Annotated in this window: 17 protein-coding genes; 13 read left to right on the forward strand and 4 right to left on the reverse strand. The window is 59.9% G+C overall.

The window, feature by feature from the left end; translation table 11 throughout:
* Positions 1-88 precede the first annotated feature (88 nt).
* The 5 genes from KW839_RS01165 (at position 89) to KW839_RS01185 (ending at position 4,819) form a co-directional block, all read left to right on the forward strand.
* Positions 89-1,267: an MFS transporter gene (locus KW839_RS01165; protein WP_218423121.1), complete on the forward strand. Its 1,179-nt coding sequence runs from the start codon at positions 89-91 to the stop codon at positions 1,265-1,267.
* A 155-nt stretch (positions 1,268-1,422) separates the two neighbouring features.
* Positions 1,423-2,130, forward strand: coding sequence for an HPP family protein (locus tag KW839_RS01170; protein ID WP_218423122.1), 708 nt, complete (start codon positions 1,423-1,425; stop codon positions 2,128-2,130).
* A gap of 98 nt (positions 2,131-2,228) precedes the next feature.
* Positions 2,229-3,701: a nucleobase:cation symporter-2 family protein gene (locus KW839_RS01175; RefSeq protein WP_218423123.1), complete on the forward strand. Its 1,473-nt coding sequence runs from the start codon at positions 2,229-2,231 to the stop codon at positions 3,699-3,701.
* 57 nt (positions 3,702-3,758) lie between these two features.
* Entirely contained in the window at positions 3,759-4,244 is a 486-nt protein-coding gene (locus tag KW839_RS01180) for an LEA type 2 family protein (protein ID WP_060542234.1), read from the forward strand.
* A 29-nt stretch (positions 4,245-4,273) separates the two neighbouring features.
* Positions 4,274-4,819 carry a GNAT family N-acetyltransferase gene (locus KW839_RS01185; protein WP_218423124.1) on the forward strand — a complete coding sequence of 182 codons (546 nt, stop codon included), beginning with the start codon at positions 4,274-4,276 and terminating at the stop codon, positions 4,817-4,819.
* 2 nt (positions 4,820-4,821) lie between these two features.
* Here the strand turns inward: KW839_RS01185 and KW839_RS01190 are convergent, their stop codons facing one another.
* A complete protein-coding gene (locus KW839_RS01190; protein ID WP_060542236.1) occupies positions 4,822-5,838 on the reverse strand; it encodes an AraC family transcriptional regulator in 1,017 nt (338 codons plus the stop codon).
* A 163-nt stretch (positions 5,839-6,001) separates the two neighbouring features.
* Between KW839_RS01190 and efeU the strand changes: the two genes are divergently transcribed.
* From efeU to efeO (KW839_RS01210), 4 genes are read left to right on the forward strand one after another with little or no spacing between them, the layout of a single operon-like run.
* Positions 6,002-6,841 (forward strand): iron uptake transporter permease EfeU, encoded by an 840-nt coding sequence (gene efeU / locus KW839_RS01195; RefSeq protein WP_218423125.1) that lies wholly within the window; start codon positions 6,002-6,004, stop codon positions 6,839-6,841.
* 8 nt (positions 6,842-6,849) lie between these two features.
* Positions 6,850-8,040 carry an iron uptake system protein EfeO gene (gene efeO / locus KW839_RS01200; protein WP_218423126.1) on the forward strand — a complete coding sequence of 397 codons (1,191 nt, stop codon included), beginning with the start codon at positions 6,850-6,852 and terminating at the stop codon, positions 8,038-8,040.
* 18 nt (positions 8,041-8,058) lie between these two features.
* Complete coding sequence (efeB, locus tag KW839_RS01205) at positions 8,059-9,357, forward strand: iron uptake transporter deferrochelatase/peroxidase subunit (protein ID WP_218423127.1); 1,299 nt, start codon at positions 8,059-8,061, stop codon at positions 9,355-9,357.
* Between the two features lie 27 nt (positions 9,358-9,384).
* On the forward strand, positions 9,385-10,209 hold the full coding sequence (gene efeO / locus KW839_RS01210) for an iron uptake system protein EfeO (RefSeq protein WP_060542240.1): 825 nt from the start codon (positions 9,385-9,387) through the stop codon (positions 10,207-10,209).
* Positions 10,210-10,469: 260 nt separating this feature from the next.
* Here the strand turns inward: efeO (KW839_RS01210) and pssA are convergent, their stop codons facing one another.
* On the reverse strand, positions 10,470-11,813 hold the full coding sequence (gene pssA / locus KW839_RS01215; RefSeq protein WP_060542241.1) for a CDP-diacylglycerol--serine O-phosphatidyltransferase: 1,344 nt from the start codon (positions 11,811-11,813) through the stop codon (positions 10,470-10,472).
* Positions 11,814-12,027: 214 nt separating this feature from the next.
* Here pssA and KW839_RS01220 point away from each other — a divergent pair, with 214 nt between their 5' ends.
* From KW839_RS01220 to KW839_RS01230, 3 genes are all read left to right on the forward strand, one after another.
* Complete coding sequence (locus tag KW839_RS01220) at positions 12,028-12,591, forward strand: TetR/AcrR family transcriptional regulator (RefSeq protein ID WP_218423128.1); 564 nt, start codon at positions 12,028-12,030, stop codon at positions 12,589-12,591.
* 56 nt (positions 12,592-12,647) lie between these two features.
* Positions 12,648-13,124, forward strand: coding sequence for a nuclear transport factor 2 family protein (locus tag KW839_RS01225; RefSeq protein ID WP_218423129.1), 477 nt, complete (start codon positions 12,648-12,650; stop codon positions 13,122-13,124).
* Positions 13,125-13,306: 182 nt separating this feature from the next.
* Complete coding sequence (locus KW839_RS01230; protein WP_060542242.1) at positions 13,307-14,086, forward strand: TSUP family transporter; 780 nt, start codon at positions 13,307-13,309, stop codon at positions 14,084-14,086.
* Here the strand turns inward: KW839_RS01230 and nudC are convergent.
* Both nudC and KW839_RS01240 read right to left on the reverse strand, forming a co-directional pair.
* A complete protein-coding gene (nudC, locus tag KW839_RS01235; protein ID WP_060542243.1) occupies positions 14,054-14,884 on the reverse strand; it encodes an NAD(+) diphosphatase in 831 nt (276 codons plus the stop codon). The two genes, KW839_RS01230 and nudC, sit on opposite strands and share 33 nt — an antisense overlap.
* A 6-nt stretch (positions 14,885-14,890) precedes the next feature.
* Complete coding sequence (locus KW839_RS01240) at positions 14,891-15,703, reverse strand: crotonase/enoyl-CoA hydratase family protein (protein ID WP_060542244.1); 813 nt, start codon at positions 15,701-15,703, stop codon at positions 14,891-14,893.
* Positions 15,704-16,259: 556 nt separating this feature from the next.
* Between KW839_RS01240 and glgA the strand changes: the two genes are divergently transcribed.
* Positions 16,260-17,843 (forward strand): glycogen synthase GlgA, encoded by a 1,584-nt coding sequence (gene glgA / locus KW839_RS01245; protein WP_218423130.1) that lies wholly within the window; start codon positions 16,260-16,262, stop codon positions 17,841-17,843.
* The last annotated feature ends 11 nt before the right edge of the window (positions 17,844-17,854 follow it).

Genomic DNA, 17,854 nt, shown 5'->3' on the forward strand with positions numbered 1-17,854 from the left:
GCGCTCTGGATTGCCTTGACTGTCACATTAAAGGCAGCATGATCACTCCGACGACCCAGCCTGCCTGTGAATAAGGACATTCGTTCCAGTGGCCACCTATTCCCTCGTTATTCGCCGGTTACTGATCTGCTCTCTGACCATTGTTGTCAGCCGCGCCATCACCAGCCCGCTGCTCACGATCTTCGTCAGCGACAAGCTTGGCCTGGACCAACAAGACGTCGGCCTGCTGCTTGGCATAGCGGTGTTCATCGCCACGCTGCTCGCCCTTTATGGCGGCTACATCATTGATCGCTTCGAAAAACGTCGGTTGCTGATCCTCGCCATGCTCTCCAGCGCCATCGGCCTGATATTGCTGACGTTTGCCACCAACCTCTACCTGACCACTCTCACCCTGATCGTCACCGAGACTGCCTCAGCGTTGTTCCTCATCGGTTCCAAGGCGATCCTCAGTGAAAACCTGCCCGTGGGTCAGCGTGCCAAGGCGTTTTCCCTGAGCTACACCCTGACCAACATCGGCTACGCTGTCGGCCCGATGCTCGGTGTGGTGATCGCCGGTACCTATACCGCTGCGCCGTTCCTGATTGCAGCGGGCATCGCGTTTTTCAGCATTTTCCTGATGACCGGGATTCCCGGGGATACGCCGCAGGCTCCTGTCATCGGTCGGGCTCAAAGCTTCCTTAAAACCCTGATCACCCTGAAAAACGACCGCACGCTGATCATGTTCACCTGTGGTTGCCTGCTCAGCACCGTGGTCCATGGTCGTTTTACTTTCTACTTGTCGCAATACCTGTTGGTGACCAGCAATCCCGGGCACACCATGCAGATCATGGCCGCTCTGCTGGCTTGCAACGCCTTCAGCGTGATCCTGCTGCAATACCAGATCGGGCGTTTCCTCAAGCGAGAACAGCTGCGTCACTGGATAGTCGCGGGTACTGCACTGTTCATTGTCGGCCTGATTGGCTTCAGCCTGGCAGACAGCCTGATCTCCTGGTGTGTGGCGATGTTCATTTTTACCCTCGGGGAAATCATCATCTACCCGGCCGAATTCCTCTTCGTCGACACCCTGGCTCCGGAAGAACTGCGTGGCAGTTACTACGGCGCACAAAACCTGGCGGCGCTAGGCGGCGCATTGAGCCCGGTGATTTGCGGCTTCCTGTTGATGCACACACCCGCTCCAACGATGTTTTATGCCCTGAGCGCCCTGGCGGCGGTGGGCGGTCTGTTGTGCTTCATGAGCGGGCGTCGCGCTTCGTTAAAGCAAAATTAATGCACTGAAACTTCATTAATATGAATTTGTCAGCATATGAGCTGAACGGCACACTATCGCCCGTTCCTCCCCCAATGGCAGGAACAACTTCAAGGGCTTTCCGGGATTCCCGGCCAAGCCCTTTTTTTACCTCGTTTTTTTGGAGCTTTTTGCAAATGTTTTCCCGCTGGTTACCTGCCACCATCAATACCCGCCCGAGCGAATGGAGTCGTGCCGCCATCGGCATGGCAGTGGGGACACTGCTCAGTGTCTGGGTCTGCAGTCTGGTGTTCGGTATCGATGTGGCACAACACTTGATTGGCCCGCTGGGGGCATCAGCAGTACTGCTATTTGCCGTGTCGTCCGGCGCCCTGGCCCAGCCCTGGTCTATTCTCGGCGGCTACCTGAGTGCCGCGCTGGTTTCCCTGTTGATGGCCCATCTGTTGGGCCGCACGCTCGGCAGCGCCTGCCTGGCAGCGGGTTTGGCCGTGGTCCTGATGTGCTGGCTGCGCTGTCTGCATCCGCCAGCCGGCGCCTTGGCCCTGACGCTGGTGCTGGCCGATCCGGCCACCATCGCCATGGACTGGAAAGCCCTGGGACCAGTCATGCTTGGCGCGGCGACGATGTTGCTGTGCGCCCTTGCCTACAACAACCTGACGCGGGTTCGCTACCCCAAGCGTGCCAGTGAACCGGTGGCCCTTATTCCTGCCGATCACCCGCCTGTCGACAGCCAGGCAATCACCACCGAGGATCTCAAACGCGCACTGGCGGACATGGAGGCTTTCTTTGACGTCACCCCCGAAGACCTCGAACAACTGATACACGCCAGCGAGTTGCATGCCAGGCGCCGTAGCGTCAGCGAGGTACTGGCGCCACGGCTCTGAGCAAACGCGCGCCGAGTCTTTTTTGCGGTAGGCAGACGGTTCTGGCATCCTGCGCCTCCATTTTCCGACCCGGCCAGCCTTTTGGCACGCAGACCACCATGACCGCCTCTGAAAAAGTCCTAAGCCCGCACAATAATGACCTGATCTACGGCCTCCATGACCGCCCACACCTGAGCGCGACCATCTTCGCCGCCCTGCAGCACGTATTGGCGAGTTTTGTCGGCATCATCACGCCGACGCTGATCATGGGCAGCGCCCTTGGGCTGCAAAGTGAAGTGCCTTACCTGATCAGCATGGCGTTGTTCGTCTCCGGCCTGGGCACCTTTGTTCAAGCGCGGCGCTTCGGCCCGGTCGGGTCGGGATTGCTGTGCCTGCAGGGCACCAGCTTCTCGTTCATCAGCGTCATCCTCAGCGCCGGTTTCATGGTCAAGGCCCGGGGCGGTGGTACCGATGAGATTCTCTCGACCATCTTTGGCGTGTGTTTCTTCGCTGCATTCATCGAAGTGGTGTTGAGTCAGTTCATCGGCAAGCTGCGGATGCTGATCACTCCGGTCGTCACCGGCACTATCATCACCCTGATGGGGCTGTCGCTGATCAAAGTCGCCATGACCGATATCGCTGGCGGCTTTGGCGCGCCTGACCTGGGTGCCGCCAGCCACTTGGGGCTGGCCGCACTGGTGCTGGGGACGATCGTCGTCTTGAACCGGGTGGATGTGCCGTTCCTGCGCCTGGGCGCCATTGTAATTGGCCTGACCCTCGGTTATTTCGTCGCCTGGCTGATAGGACACGTCGATTTCAACAGCCTGCCCGCCGTTCCGCTGATGAGCGTACCTGTGCCGTTCAAGTACGGCTTCTCCTTCGATTGGCTGGCATTCATCCCGGTGGCGGTGATTTTCCTGGTGTCGCCGCTGGAAGCCGCCGGTGACCTGACGGCCAACTCGATGATTTCCCGGCAACCGGTCAAAGGCCCGATCTACATTCGCCGGATCAAGTCCGGCCTGCTCGCCGACGGGCTCAATTCGGCCATGGCCGCCGTCTTCAACAGCATGCCGATGGTGACCTTTGCCCAGAACAATGGGGTGATCCAGCTGACGGGCGTGGCCAGCCGCTATGTGGCGTTTTTCATTGCCGGCCTGCTGGTGCTGCTCGGATTGTTCCCGATGATCGGCGCGCTGCTGCAACTGATGCCCAAACCCGTGCTGGGCGGTGCCGAGTTGGTGATGTTCGGCACCGTCGCCGTGGCCGGCATCAAGATCCTCGCCGAGGCCGGGCTGCACCGGCGCAATATGCTGATCGTAGCGATCTCCATCGGCATGGGCCTGGGCGTGGCCGCGGTGCCCGAGGTCTTGCGCGAGCTGCCCAAGGCGCTGCACAACATTTTCGAGTCGCCCATCACCGTTGGCGCGCTGTGCGCTATCGTTCTTAATATCTTCCTGCCTGAAGAATTCATCGAGCTGGAAGAAGACGATTTCGATCCGGAAGCCTCGATTCTGCAAGTCATGGAGAATCCGGAGGTACCGGCCAAGGGTGGATCCTCGACGCCGGCAGGTCTCACACAGTCAAACCGCTAGACTGGCTCAGGGTTGCGCCGTCGGCGGTCCAGCCCTTTACCAGACGAGAGCATACCCATGCGTAGCGTCCACGCGGTGTTGATTTCCTTCCTGTTGCTCTTGCTGGGTGCCTGTACCACATACCCCTATTCATATCCCCATCGCGATCCGGTGAAGGTCAGCGTTGTTGGCCTCGAACCGCTGCGGGGCGAGGGTATGGAGATGCGATATACGGTACACATCCGCGTGCTGAACCCCAATCGAGCGGCCATCAACTTCCACGGCGTGGCACTGGACATGGACATCAACGGCCATCCATTTGCCTCAGGGGTCACGGACGGGTACGGTTCGGTTGAAGGTTATTCCGATACGGTGGTGAGTGTTCCGGTGAGCGTTTCGGCGTTTTCGGTGATCCGCCAGACCTACGGCTTGGGCCAGATGCAATCGCTGAACAACATGCCCTACATTCTGCGCGGAAAACTGGGCGGTGGCTGGTTCAGCACCACGCGCTTCATCGATAGTGGCAATCTAAACCTGCCGGGGCCTACTACCGGCAGCCGTTAACAGAGCCTGCTCAAGGAACGTTTCCCCCTATGGAAGACACACCCACGCTTGTCACCGGGCGCCTGATCCTGCGGCCATTGAAACTGGCAGACGCCGATGCTATCCAGCAGCAGTTCCCGCACTGGGAAGTGGTGCGCTACCTCAACGCTTTCGTGCCCTGGCCCTACCCGGCTGATGGCGCGCTGACCTATCTGCGCGACAATGCCCTGCCGGCGGTTGCCCGGGGTGAAGAATGGCATTGGTCGATCCGCCTGAAATCAGCACCCGGGCAACTGATCGGCAACATCAGCCTGATGAACGAACAGGACAACAACCGTGGCTTCTGGCTGGGACCAAAATGGCAGGGCCAGGGGTTGATCAGCGAAGCCAGCGCCGCGGTCACCGAGTTCTGGTTCAACACCCTGGGTCGATCCGTGTTGCGGGTGCCGAAAGCCGCACCGAACATCGGTTCGCGCAAGCTCTCCGAACGCACCGGCATGCGCTTGATTCGCAGCGACTCAGGCAGGTTTGTCGCCGGGCAGTTCACCCGGGAGGTCTGGGAAATCACCCGCGAGGAGTGGCTGCAGCGCCGCTGAGATTACTCAACTTCATTGAGGATCAGGCTGCGGTAATGCCCCGGATTGGAACCGGACCACTTGCGAAAGGCTTTGTAAAACGAGCTGACATCGGCAAAGCCCAGGCGCGTGGCGATCTCGGCGAAGCTGATGCTCGGCTCTGCCAGCCAGACGATGGCCAACTCCTTGCGCACGCTGTCCTTGAGCCCCTGATAGGTCTGGCCCTCTTCGGCCAGGCGGCGGCGCAAAGTCGAGGCCGACATGCACAGACGCTGCGCCAGCGCTTCGGTTTCCGGCCAATGTTCGCCGGGTAATTGCCGCAGGTCATGCTTGATGCGGCTGGCCAGGCTCTGCGAATCGCGGTATTTGACCAGTATGTTGGCCGGTGCATAAGCGAGGAACCGCTTGAGCTCTTCAGCGCTGCGCTTGATCGGCAGGTCCAGGCAGTCGGCCGAGAAAATCATCCGCGTGCGTGGGCGGTCGAAACGCAGGTTCTCGGAGAACATCACCTGGTAGTCATCGCAAAAATCCGGCCGCGGGCAGCGCAATTCAATGGCCAGGATCGGAATCCGCCGTCCCGCCAGCCAGCAGGCAACACCGTGCACGATCATCCAGTAGGTGAAATAGCTGAAGGCCCGGCGCGGTTCATGGTCGTCTTCGAGCAGGACGATTTCTGCCAGGCTCTGCTGGCGCACCAGCAGCGCCGGCATGCGCTCGAACATCAACGACAGGAACCCCAAAGCACAGTTCAGGCCAGCCGCCAGGCTCGGCTGGGCCATGGCGTAACGACACAGATAAGCAAAACTGCCGGATTTGAGCTTGCGCGGGTCCATGCCAAAAAATTCATCGTCCCCCCGCCGCGCCAGCAGTCGCCACAAACGCGCATAAGCGCTGGCCGGTACGCGGGCGTCGGCACTGCCCAGCAACTGCGGATCGATGCCGACCTTGCTCAACACCTCTTCAGTGGCAACGCCCGGGGCGCAGCTTTGCAACAGCGCTTCACGCACCAAGTGGATGGAGATGGTGTCTTTTTCCGACATTGAGCGAGGCGAACCCTATTGTTTGAGTGGCTGGCATATTAGCGCAGGCTGCGATCTTTTGATCTGTTCAGCTTAGGTTCAGGAAATAGCAATCAATGCCATATAGGAATTAGTGTCATTATGTTACAACTTAGCTCCCTATCTAAATCCGAGACGCCGCTGAATGCTTGTTCCTTTTCTGATCATGCTGCGCGAAGGCATCGAAGCGGCGCTGATCGTCGGCATCATCGCCAGCTACCTTAAACAAACCGGCCGCGGCCAATGGATGCCCGCCGTCTGGATTGGCGTATTCCTTGCCGCAGCCCTGGCCCTGTTGGTGGGCGGTGGCCTGGAACTGGTCAGCGCCGAATTCCCGCAAAAGCAGCAAGAACTGTTTGAAGGCGTCATCGGTCTGCTGGCGGTCGGCATCCTCAGTTCCATGGTGTTCTGGATGCGCAAGGTCGCCCGCTCGATCAAGCATTCGCTGCACGTCTCCCTTGACCACGCTTTGAGCGGCTCCAAGCACCAGGTGACCGCGCTGATCGCCATGGTGTTTTTCGCCGTGGCCCGGGAAGGCCTGGAAACAGTGTTCTTCCTGCTCGCCGTGTTCCAGCAGAGCGAAGGCCCGGCGGCACCAGTCGGCGCCCTGCTCGGCCTGGTTCTGGCAATCATCGTTGGCGTGCTCATCTACAGCACCAGCATGCGCCTGAACCTCAGTGAGTTTTTCCGCTGGACCGGGCTGTTCATCCTCGTGGTCGCCGCCGGAATCCTCGCCAACTCTGTGCAGGCTTTGCATGAAGCCGGGCTGTGGAATCACCTGCAAACGGTACTTTTCGACATCAGCGCCACGCTGCCGATGGATGGCCCCCTGGGCTCGGTGCTGGCCGGCATGTTCGGTTATCAGGATGCGCCCACCGTCAGCACCCTTGGCGCCTGGCTGTTGTATCTGTTGGTGGCGCTGGTGTTGTTTTTTTACCCGGTCGCCACTCCCGTCAAACAGTCTTCCAGCATTTCCAGTCAGTAAGGGCACCCATGCCAAATCAAACCCCACCCTCTCCCCGCGTCCTGCGCTGGGCGGTGGCCGGTTCGGTGATCGTGATGATCGCCGCCGGCGGCCTGTTCTACTACGCCTCGACCATCGCTGCCGCCAAGCGCCAGGCCAACCACGATGAAGTACTGGTGACCATCCATCCGCACAGCTGTGAACCCAATGCCCTGACGGTCCCGGCCGGTCGCGCCAGTTTCCGCATCGTCAATCGCTCTGAGCGTGCCGTCGAATGGGAGATCCTCGACGGTGTGCTGGTGGTGGAGGAACGGGAAAACATCGCCCCCGGCCTGAGCCAGGTGATCAATGCCAACCTGTTACCCGGCGACTACGCAATCACCTGCGGCCTGCTGAGCAACCCGCGCGGCACCTTGCACGTCACACCCACCGCCGCCTCCGATGCGGCCGCCAAGGCCAGGCCATCGATGGTGGCTTTTGTCGGGCCACTGTCGGAATTTCGCGTGTACCTGAGCACCCAGGGCAGCGCCTTGATCAAGGCCGTCAGCGCCCTTGAACAGGCGATCGAGGCCGGCGACCTCAGCCAGGCGCAAGCCTTGTACCTGCCGGCCCGCGCCGCCTATCAACGGCTCGCCCCGGCCGCGCAACGTCTGGCACAGCTGGATAATGCGATCAATGCGCGCGCCGACTATTTCGAAAAGCGCGAGCAAGACCCGGGCTTCAGCGGCTTCCACCGCATTGAATACGCCCTGTTCCAGCAGCGCAATCTCGACGGTCTGGCGCCGGTCGCCCAGGGCCTGTTGACGGATGTCACCCGCCTCAAGCAGCAACTGCTGGCCCAGTCGCTGCCGCCGGAGCAACTGGTCAGCATCGTCCTGCGCAATCTCAACAACCTCGCTGATGTTCGCGCCAGCAGCGGTGAAGAAGAACGCTACAGCCACAGCGACCTGAACGGCTTCGCCGCCAACCTTGAAGCGTCGCGCAAAGTCGTCGATCTGTTACGTCCGCTGCTGGTGAAGTCCGCCGCCGACCTGCTGCTCCAAATCGACAGTGCCCTCAACGCTTTTGATACCGAACTCAATGGTTTCAAGGTCAACGACGGCTATGCCAGTTACGACAGTGTCAGTGCCGGGCAACGCCAGCAGATCGCCGACAAGGCCAAGGCACTGGCCGCCGCACTCGATGCAATCGATCCCGCCCTTGGCCTTTGCGGCCTGTAAACAGAAGACCCTTTTTCGATGAATGATTCAGAGCAATTCAATCTCCAGCGCCGTCGTGTATTGATGGGCATGGGGGCCGCCGGTGTTGCCCTGGCAGGTACGGCACTGAGCTGTCCGGCCATGGCCGCAAGCCCGGCGCAAGTCACCGAAGCGCCTAGCAGCGACAAGACCGAAGACCGCCACGCTTTTCATGGCAAGCACCAGAGCGGCATCGTCACGCCCCGCCCGGCGTCGGGCATGCTGGTGGCGTTTGATGTGCTTGCCAGCGATCGCGAAGATCTCGAGCGGCTGTTTCGTACACTCAACGAGCGCATCGCGTTCCTGATGAAGGGTGGCCCGGTGGCCGAGGTCGACCCGAAACTGCCGCCTGTGGACTCGGGCATCCTCGGTCCGGTGGTGACCCCGGACAACCTGACCATTACCGTTTCGGTGGGCCATTCATTGTTCGATGAGCGCTTTGGCCTGGCCGACGCCAAGCCGCGCCGGCTGACGCGCATGGTTGGCTTTCCCAACGATGCGCTGGAGGCAGACTGCTGCCACGGCGACCTCAGCCTGCAGTTCTGCGCCAACACAACTGACACCAATATCCATGCCTTGCGCGATATCGTGAAGAACCTGCCGGACCTGCTGCTGGTGCGCTGGAAACAGGAAGGCAGCGTGCCGCCCCAGGCCCCGGCCAAACCCGGCCTGCCGGCCCAGAGCGCGCGCAACTTCCTCGGCTTTCGCGACGGCTCGGCCAACCCCGATTCCAACGACGCCAAAGCCATGGACAGCCTTGTCTGGGTGCAGTCCGGCAGCGACGAACCGGCATGGGCAGCCAACGGCAGTTACCAGGCAGTGCGGATCATCCGTAACTTCGTCGAACGCTGGGACCGCACACCGCTACAGGAACAGGAAAGCATTCTCGGCAGGGTCAAAAGCACCGGCGCGCCCATGGGTGGCTCCCACGAAAGCGAAGTGCCGGACTATCACAAAGACCCCGAAGGCAAGCTGACCCGACTCGACGCCCACATCCGCCTGGCCAATCCGCGTACCGCCGCGACCCAGGCCAACCTGATCCTGCGCCGGCCGTTCAACTACTCCAACGGTGTGAACAAGAACGGCCAGCTCGACATGGGCCTGCTGTTCATCTGCTACCAGGCCGACCTGGAAAAAGGCTTCATCACCGTGCAGACCCGACTCAATGGCGAACCACTTGAGGAATACCTCAAACCAGTCGGTGGCGGGTACTTCTTTACCTTGCCCGGTGTTACTGGCGAGCAGGATTTCATCGGTCGCTCGCTGCTTGAATCTACACACCCGAAGACCACCGCCTGATCGGCACCACCCGCACGGAACCCTGCAATGAAAAAGTCCCCCCTCGCGTTAATCCTGACCCTCGGCTTGCTCAACACCTCGCTTTCAGCTTTCGCTGCGACAGCGCCCATGGACCTGGTGGGACCGGTTTCGGACTACAAGATTTACGTCACCGAACAACTGGACGAACTGGCCAGCCATACCCGGCAGTTCACCGATGCGGTGAAAAAAGGCGACCTGGTCACCGCGCAAAGACTCTATGCGCCAACCCGGGTGTACTACGAGTCGATTGAGCCGATCGCCGAATTGTTCAGTGACCTGGATGCGTCTATCGATTCGCGCGTTGACGACCACGAGCAGGGTGTGGAGGCCAAAGACTTCACGGGTTTTCACCGCATCGAGTACTCGCTGTTCTCGCAAAAGAGCACCCAGGGCCTGGATGGATTGGCGGATGGCCTGAGCAAGGACATCCTGGATCTGCAGTCGCGCGTCGCCGGCCTGACCTTCCCGCCGGAGAAAGTCGTGGGCGGTGCCGCCGCTTTGCTTGAAGAAGTGGCGGCCACCAAGATCTCTGGCGAAGAAGATCGCTACAGCCACACCGACCTCTACGATTTCCAGGGCAACATCGACGGCGCGAAGAAAATCGTCGACCTGTTCCGTGCGCAGATCGAGCAGCAGGACCCGGCGTTTGTGGCCAAGGTCGACAAGAACTTTGCCACCGTGGACAAGATCCTGGCCAGGTACAAAACCCAGGACGGCGGTTTCGAAACCTACGACAAAGTGAAGGACAACGACCGCAAGGCTCTGGTGGGGCCGGTTAATACGCTGGCTGAGGATTTGTCGACGTTGCGTGGCAAGCTGGGGCTGAACTGAAGCCTCTAGCGCCTGCAAGGGCCTCATCGCTGGCAAGCCAGCTCCCACAGGGGGGTTGTAGTCGTACGCAGATTTACTGTGGGAGCTAGCCTGCTGGCGATGAGGCCGGCACACCTGACATCACTGGCGACTGACACGCCGCCATCGCCGGCAGGCCAGCTCCCACAGGGGAGTTTTTAGTCGTACGCAGATTTACTGTAGGAGCCGGCTTGCTAGCGATGGCGTTAGTGAAATGACCATCGCTGGCAAGTCAGAACCCATTACAGGATGCGGTAGAGCAACCGCTCGATGCGCACCCGGCTGACGCGCTTTAGGAACTTGGCCACGCCTTCCGGATATTCGGCGAGGGTTTGCAGATCCTGGAAGCGCTCGATGCGCCGGGTGTGCTGGAAGATTTCCGCCAGTTCCTTGCTGCGCGGCGCCTGCAGTTCACTTTTCGGATCATCGATCAACAAGGCGTTTTCCAGATCGAGACGGAACGCCCGCGGATTGAGGTTGTTGCCGGTCAGCAAGGTGTAGCGCTGGTCGACCCACATACCTTTGAGGTGATAGGTGTTGTCGCCATCACGCCACAGGTGCAGGTTCAACTGGCCGCTGTCGATGTTGCGTTGATGCCGTTTGGCGAACCGGCGCAGACTGATTTCGTACAAGTACGGCAGCGCCGAGATGACCTTGAACGGCTCGCTCGGCGGAATGTAGAAGTCGTTGGCGGTCTTGTCGCCAACCACGATGTCAATCTTCACGCCTCGCGCCAGCGCCCGGTTGATTTCCCGGGTCACGGCCAATGGCAGGTTGAAATACGGCGTGCAGATGGTCAATTGATCCCGGGCGCCGGCAATCAATTCGCCAATGACCCGGCTCAACGGGTTGTTCTTGCCAACCCCGAGCAACGGGCTGACCGACAGCCCCGCCTTGTCCGTGGTGCCTGCAGTGGTGTCGTACGCGGCGTGTTTGAGGCGGCTGCGCAGGTCGCCGATATCGTTGCGCAGACTGCGGGTGGTCGGCAGGTTCGGCAGGTCGAGGCGATGCACGGCCTTGGAAGCGACCAGACCGTGCTGCACCAGGTGGTGCATCGAATCGGCCAGGTCGCGGTTGTGCAGCAAGTGATAACGGTCGTAACGGTACTTGTCGAACTTGTGCAGATAGACGTTGTTCAGACTCGCCCCGCTATAAATAACGCAGTCATCGATCACGAAGCCCTTGAGGTGCAATACGCCGAACAGCTCGCGGGTTTGTATCGGCACGCCGTACACCGGCACTACGCTTGCGTGGGTGCGGGTCATTTCCTGATACCAGGCGGAGTTGCCTGGCTGCTTGCCGGCACCGATCAGGCCGCGCTGGGCGCGCAACCAGTCAACGGCCACCACCACGTCCAGTTCAGGACGCGCCAGTTTGGCCGCGTGCAGGGCATCGAGAATTTCCTGGCCGGCCTCGTCCTGTTGCAGGTACAGGGCAACGATATAGATGCGCCGGGTTGCACTGGCGATCTTTTCCAGCAGGCAACGACGGAATTCGGCTGCGCCGCAAAGGATGCTGACGCTATCGGCGGTCAGCGGAAAACTGCGCAGTTTTGGCAGCAGAGAGCGTTTGAAAAGCGACGGCATAGGGCTCGCAATGGGTCGAATCCGAAGAACCCAAGAGCTTACACCATCGACGGGGTCGGGTCTTGTCACTGTCTGTGAAGCCGCTTTCGCGAGCAAGCCCGCTCCCACCTTTGAATCACATTTCCCTGTGGGAGCGGGCTTGCTCGCGAAAGCGGCTTCACAGGCAACAAAATACCCCTAGACACAGGAGAACGATCGTTCTACTATCAATTACATGAACAAAACCACCAGCAACGACACCCAAGACATCATTCTGGATGTCACCGAAAAGTTGATCTACAAAAATGGCATCGCCGCCACCGGAATGGATCTTCTGGTGAAAACCGCCGGCGTCTCCAGAAAAAGTATTTATCGCTACTTCGACAACAAGGAAGACCTGGTCGTCGCCGCCCTGCAACGCCGCGACCGACGCTGGATGCAGTGGTACAGAAACGAAGTCGGCCAGGCCCATACCCCGGGCGACCGACTGCTCAACCTGTTTACCGTGCTCACCCGCTGGTTTGCCTCTGACGGCTTTCGCGGCTGCGCATTCATCAATACCAGTGGCGAGACCGGCGACGCGCAAGACCCGGTGCGTCTGGTCGCCAAAGAACATAAACAGAAGCTGCTCGACTATGTGTGCGAGCTGTGTACCGAACATGGCGCTCAAGATCCGGAAATGCTGGCCAAGCAGCTGCTGATCCTGATCGACGGTGCCATTACCGTGGCGCTTGTAATGGGTGATCACAGTGCCGCCGATAATGCGCAATGCATGGCGCGAAAGTTATTGGACCTGTAATAGCTTCATCAAGCCCGACAATATGTTTTAACGTCAACTTGATACGGAGACTTGAAATGTCTAACGCCGAAGTTCGTCCGCCATTGCCGCCGTTCACCCGTGAATCGGCTATCGAGAAAGTACGTCTGGCCGAAGATGGCTGGAACTCCCGTGACCCGCAGCGCGTGTCCCTGGCCTACACCCTGGACACCCAATGGCGAAACCGCGCCGAGTTCGCCTATAACCGGGAAGAAGCCAAGGGTTTCCTGACCCGCAAGTGGGCCAAGGAGCTGGATTATCGCCTGATCAAGGAGCTGTGGGCGTTCACCGACAACCGCATCGCCGTACGCTATGCCTATGAATGGCACGACGATTCGGGCAACTGGTTCCGTTCCTACGGCAATGAAAACTGGGAATTCAACGAAGACGGCCTGATGGCCCACCGCTTCGCCTGCATCAACGACATGCCAATCAAGGAAAGCGAACGCAAGTTCCACTGGCCTTTGGGACGTCGTCCTGACGATCATCCGGGGCTGTCGGATCTGGGCCTGTAAACACCGATAAAACTGTGGGAGCGGGCTTGCTCGCGAAGGGGCCGTCAGATTCAACATCAACGTTGACTGACACATTGCTTTCGCGAGCAAGCCCGCTCCCACATTGGTTTTGTGATGTTCAGGTGGGTAATATGTCACCCCTTCCCCGCAGCCTTCATGCTCCCGCCGAATAAGCCGATCCCATGCCTTTCGAACTCAGCGTTGACCTCTCTACCCTGGCCATTCTGGCCCTTGTTGCTTTTGTTGCCGGTTTCATCGATGCCATTGCCGGTGGCGGTGGTCTGTTGACCACCCCGGCGTTGCTCACCGCCGGCCTGCCGCCGCACCTGGTGCTGGGCACTAACAAGCTCAGTTCGACCTTCGGCTCGGCGGTTGCCAGTTTCACCTTCTACCGTCGCAAGCTGTTCCACCCCGGACAATGGGTGCACGCCATCGTCGGCACTCTGGTCGGCGCGCTGACCGGTGCCGTGGTCGCCCATTACCTGCCGGCGGAATGGCTGAACAAGATGCTGCCGGTGATCGTGTTTGCCTGTGGCGTCTATCTGCTGTTTGGCGGCACGCCGAAGGCGCCGCTCGACAGCGAGGCACCCATCAAGAAGAAATGGCAATCGACCCAGGGCTTCAGCCTGGGTTTCTATGATGGCGTGGCCGGCCCCGGTACAGGGGCGTTCTGGACGGTCAGCAGCCTACTGCTCTACCCCATCGACCTGGTGAAGGCCAGCGGCGTGGCGCGCAGCATGAACTTCGTCAGCAACGCGGCGGCGCTGTCGGTGTTCATTTTTTCCGGTCAGGTGGACTGGGTCATCGGCCTGTGCATGGGTTCGTCCTTGATGGTCGGCGCCTTCTTCGGCGCGCGCACCGCCATCAGTGGCGGTGCCAAATTCATTCGTCCGGTGTTCATTACCGTGGTGCTGGGCCTGACCGTACGGCTAGCCTGGCAACACTGGTTCAGCGTGACCTAAACGTCGCGCCACATAGACGTCGATCAGGTAGCGGGCAATCGAGCGTGACGCCGGCAACGGCGGCAGCTCGTGCACGTTGAACCACTGGGCGTCTTCGATTTCGTCTTCCTGGCACTTGATTTCGCCCCCGGCGTATTCGGCATGAAAACCGAGCATCATCGAATGCGGGAACGGCCAGCACTGGCTGCCCATGTACTGGATGTTCCTGACCTCGATGCTCACCTCTTCGCGAACCTCGCGAATCAGGCAATCCTCGGCCGACTCGCCCGGCTCGGCAAAGCCTGCCAGGGTGCTGTAGACACCTGGAACGAAGCGCGGCGAGCGCCCCAGCAGGATCTCGTCACCACGGGTCACCAGCACGATCATGCTCGGTGAGATTCGCGGGTAATAGCGCAGATCACAGGGCTGGCAATACATCGCCCGTTCACGCACTACCTGGTGAGTCGCCTGCCCGCAGTTGCCGCAGAAGCGGTGCTCGCGGGCCCAGGTGCCAATCTGTGCGGCGTAACCGAGTACCTTGTAGAGCGTGGGATCGCCTTCGAGCATGAATGCCCGCAAGCCCTTCCAGTTGCAGCCCGGCACTTCACTGTGACTGCGCAGCTCCAGCAGATACACCGGCTCGCCATCCAGATGACCGATGCCATGTTCGGCGATGATCGACAGATCCTGGCGCTTGAGCCATTCCCGGGGAAACAGCGCGCCGTTGTCATCGAACAGAAAGCCTTCGGGACTGCGCGCGACGGCCCAGCCACCAGGTTGATCGGTATCCAGTACTGCAGTGGTCCAGCGAGAAATCATTTTTAATCAATCCAGAAATTCAGGTTTCTGTTTGCTCATATGGGCGGCCATGGCCACGCGCAGATCGGTCGATTGCAACATGGCGGCGTTCCAGGTGGCGACGTATTCGAGGCCGTCATCGATGCGATGGTCGCGCATGTAGCTGATCATCTCTTTGGTGCCGGTGACGGCAATCGGCGACTTGCCGGCGATTTCGCGGGCAATGCCCATCACGCCGTCAAGCAGGCTGGCGCTGTCGCTGTACACGCGATTGACCAGGCCCATGCCCCGCGCTTCATCGGCGCCGAAGGTGCGACCAGTGTAAGCCAGCTCACGCAGCATGCCGTCACCGATGATCCTGGGCAAGCGTTGCAGCGTGCCAACGTCGGCGGCCATGCCGATGTCGATTTCCTTGATCGAGAACTGGGCGTCTTCGGCGGCGTAACGCATGTCGCACGCGGCAATCAGGTCGATGGCGCCGCCCAGGCAATATCCCTGGATCGCCGCAAGCACCGGTTTGCGGCAGTTATCGACCGCATTGAACGACGCTTGCAGGTTGAGGATCTTGCGCCGCAGCAGGCGTGCATTGCGGCCCACGTCCTTGCCCAGTTCATTGGCCACGCCGGCCAGCATCATCAGGTCTATGCCCGACGAGAAGTGTTTGCCGGCACCGCTCAGCACCACGACACGCACTTCATCGGTGTCATCGATCCACTGGAATATGTCGACGATCTCGCTCCAGAACGCCGCGTTCATCGAATTGATCTTCTCCGGACGATTGATCTGCACATGGGCGATTTTTTCGACCAATTCGACGTTGAACGCGCTGTATTGAGACATGCCTGTGATCCTTTAGCGGGCAAAAAAGAGGACAGAACTATAACAAGGCACCAAGGTGGGGAGTAAGGCAGTGGTTCGGCCAAATGCGGGACTCGCCTATCGCGCACCACAACGGTGCGCACGCTTTCAAGCCCTCGCACATTCATATGACCAAATGGTTAAATTTTGAGGCATAAACGCATAAAAACATGCCCTTCGTCGGTGCGCTTGCCTCTCTATCAGGCACGTCCGTGCCGCTTTAAACCGATTGTCGAACAATTTTGCCATCAAGCCTGTACCGCTCTAACTTCTGGCCTAGACTCATTTTCTCGAGATGAAACCGGTCGGTCACAAACTGGAAAAATAGTCGAAACTTTTACCTATACCGGTCGGTCATCTGACAAGAAGGTGCTTTGCGACTGGTGCAATCTTTGCAACGGCTCATTCACACATCCTGCTTCAGCGCGTTGGGCAGCGCTTGCTCACTGATGCGCGGCGCGTTTGCGCCCGGCCACGGGATTGGCCATGGAACACCGTTCGCCAGACCTAGAACTAGATCACAACACGGGAGATTCATATGATCAGTACGGCTTTGGAATTAAAGGGAGAGCGTGCTCATCAGGTCGGCGAAACGAGCGCCTTGACTGTCGCCACCAGTCAACCTGTCAACGTGCCAGGCTCCAAGACGCTGACGCCAGTGGTCAACCAGAATCCCAACCGCAAGAAAGTGCTGTTTGTCACTTCGGAGATCGCTGACCTGGTGAAAACCGGCGGCCTGGGCGACGTGTCTGCAGCGCTGCCCCGTGCCATGGCCCATCTGCATGATGTGCGGGTGCTGATTCCAGGCTATCCGCAAGTGCTCAACAGTGAAAACCCGATTCACATCGTCGGCGAACTCGGTGGGCACGCCGCTGTGCCCGCGTGCAAGATCGGGCGCATGGACATGCCCGACGGTCTGGTCATTTACGTACTGATCTGCCCCGAGCTTTATGAGCGCGAAGGCTCGCCCTACGGTGCCAACAACGGTCGTGACTGGCCGGACAATCATATTCGCTTCGCCCGCCTGGGCCTTGCTGCTGCCGACATGGCCGCCAATCTTGCACAAATCCACTGGTGCCCGGACCTGGTGCACGCCCATGACTGGCCGGCGGGGCTGGCGCCCGCCTACATGCACTGGCGAGGGCAGCGGACCCCTACGCTGTTCACCATCCATAACCTGGCGTACCAGGGCGTGACCAGTCTTGGCTCATGCCCTGAGCTGGGCATCCCCCATCATGCGCTCCAGCAGGAAGGCATGGAGTTCTACGGCAAGATGTCGTTCCTCAAGGCCGGCATGGCCTATGCGAGCCACATCACCACGGTCAGTGCGACCTACGCCCAGGAGATCACCACCCCGGACTTCGGCTGCGGCCTGGACGGCTTTCTGGCTTCCAAGACTCAGCAAGGCCTGCTCAGCGGCATCCCCAACGGCATCGATGAAAGCTGGGATTCGGCCACCGACCCCCATCTGTTCTGCCCGTTCAAAATCGGCGAATGGGAAGGCAAGGCAGCCAATGCCGCCCACGTACGTGAACTGTTCGGCCTGGACGCCTGCGAGGGCCCACTGTTCGCCGTGGTCTCGCGCCTGGTCTACCAAAAGGGCCTGGACCTGACCGAAGCGGTCTCTGAATACATCGTCAAATCCGGGGGCCAGATCGCGATCATCGGTCGGGGCGAACCGGAAGAAGAACAGGCCATGCGTGAACTGGCCGTGCGTTTCCCCGGGCAGATCGGCGTACGCATCGGCTTTAACGAAACCGATGCCCGACGCATGTTTGCCGGCAGCGATTTCCTGCTGATGCCTTCGCGCTACGAGCCTTGCGGCCTGAGCCAGATGTACGCCCAGCGCTTCGGTTCGCTGCCAGTGGCACGCAACACCGGCGGGCTGGCCGACACCATTGAAAACGGCGTGACCGGTTTCCTCTTTGACGAGTCGACGGTGCAGAGCTACCAGGAAGCCGTGAGCCGTGCACTCAAGGTGTTCGCCTTCCCCGACCTGCTCAACGCCATGCGTTGCCGGGCCATGGCCGCGCCGTTCAACTGGTGCAAGGCGGTCGAGCCCTACGCCGAACTTTATGAACAGCTGGTGGCTAAAGCCCTGGGTAAATCGGGCAAACAGTAAGGGACTTTTTA

Origin of the sequence: Pseudomonas sp. PDM31 (genome assembly GCF_019218965.1) — a bacterium.
Lineage (GTDB): Bacteria > Pseudomonadota > Gammaproteobacteria > Pseudomonadales > Pseudomonadaceae > Aquipseudomonas.

Excerpts from the sequence above, each read along its gene's own strand:
- KW839_RS01170 (WP_218423122.1), top strand. The coding sequence starts at position 1,423 with ATGTTTTCCCGCTGGTTACCTGCCACCATCAATACCCGCCCGAGCGAA.
- KW839_RS01175 (WP_218423123.1), top strand. The coding sequence starts at position 2,229 with ATGACCGCCTCTGAAAAAGTCCTAAGCCCGCACAATAATGACCTGATC.
- KW839_RS01180 (WP_060542234.1), top strand. The coding sequence starts at position 3,759 with ATGCGTAGCGTCCACGCGGTGTTGATTTCCTTCCTGTTGCTCTTGCTG.
- KW839_RS01185 (WP_218423124.1), top strand. The coding sequence starts at position 4,274 with ATGGAAGACACACCCACGCTTGTCACCGGGCGCCTGATCCTGCGGCCA.
- KW839_RS01190 (WP_060542236.1), bottom strand. The coding sequence starts at position 5,838 with ATGTCGGAAAAAGACACCATCTCCATCCACTTGGTGCGTGAAGCGCTG.
- efeU (WP_218423125.1), top strand. The coding sequence starts at position 6,002 with ATGCTTGTTCCTTTTCTGATCATGCTGCGCGAAGGCATCGAAGCGGCG.
- efeO (WP_218423126.1), top strand. The coding sequence starts at position 6,850 with ATGCCAAATCAAACCCCACCCTCTCCCCGCGTCCTGCGCTGGGCGGTG.
- efeB (WP_218423127.1), top strand. The coding sequence starts at position 8,059 with ATGAATGATTCAGAGCAATTCAATCTCCAGCGCCGTCGTGTATTGATG.
- efeO (WP_060542240.1), top strand. The coding sequence starts at position 9,385 with ATGAAAAAGTCCCCCCTCGCGTTAATCCTGACCCTCGGCTTGCTCAAC.
- pssA (WP_060542241.1), bottom strand. The coding sequence starts at position 11,813 with ATGCCGTCGCTTTTCAAACGCTCTCTGCTGCCAAAACTGCGCAGTTTT.
- KW839_RS01220 (WP_218423128.1), top strand. The coding sequence starts at position 12,028 with ATGAACAAAACCACCAGCAACGACACCCAAGACATCATTCTGGATGTC.
- KW839_RS01225 (WP_218423129.1), top strand. The coding sequence starts at position 12,648 with ATGTCTAACGCCGAAGTTCGTCCGCCATTGCCGCCGTTCACCCGTGAA.
- KW839_RS01230 (WP_060542242.1), top strand. The coding sequence starts at position 13,307 with ATGCCTTTCGAACTCAGCGTTGACCTCTCTACCCTGGCCATTCTGGCC.
- nudC (WP_060542243.1), bottom strand. The coding sequence starts at position 14,884 with ATGATTTCTCGCTGGACCACTGCAGTACTGGATACCGATCAACCTGGT.
- KW839_RS01240 (WP_060542244.1), bottom strand. The coding sequence starts at position 15,703 with ATGTCTCAATACAGCGCGTTCAACGTCGAATTGGTCGAAAAAATCGCC.
- glgA (WP_218423130.1), top strand. The coding sequence starts at position 16,260 with ATGATCAGTACGGCTTTGGAATTAAAGGGAGAGCGTGCTCATCAGGTC.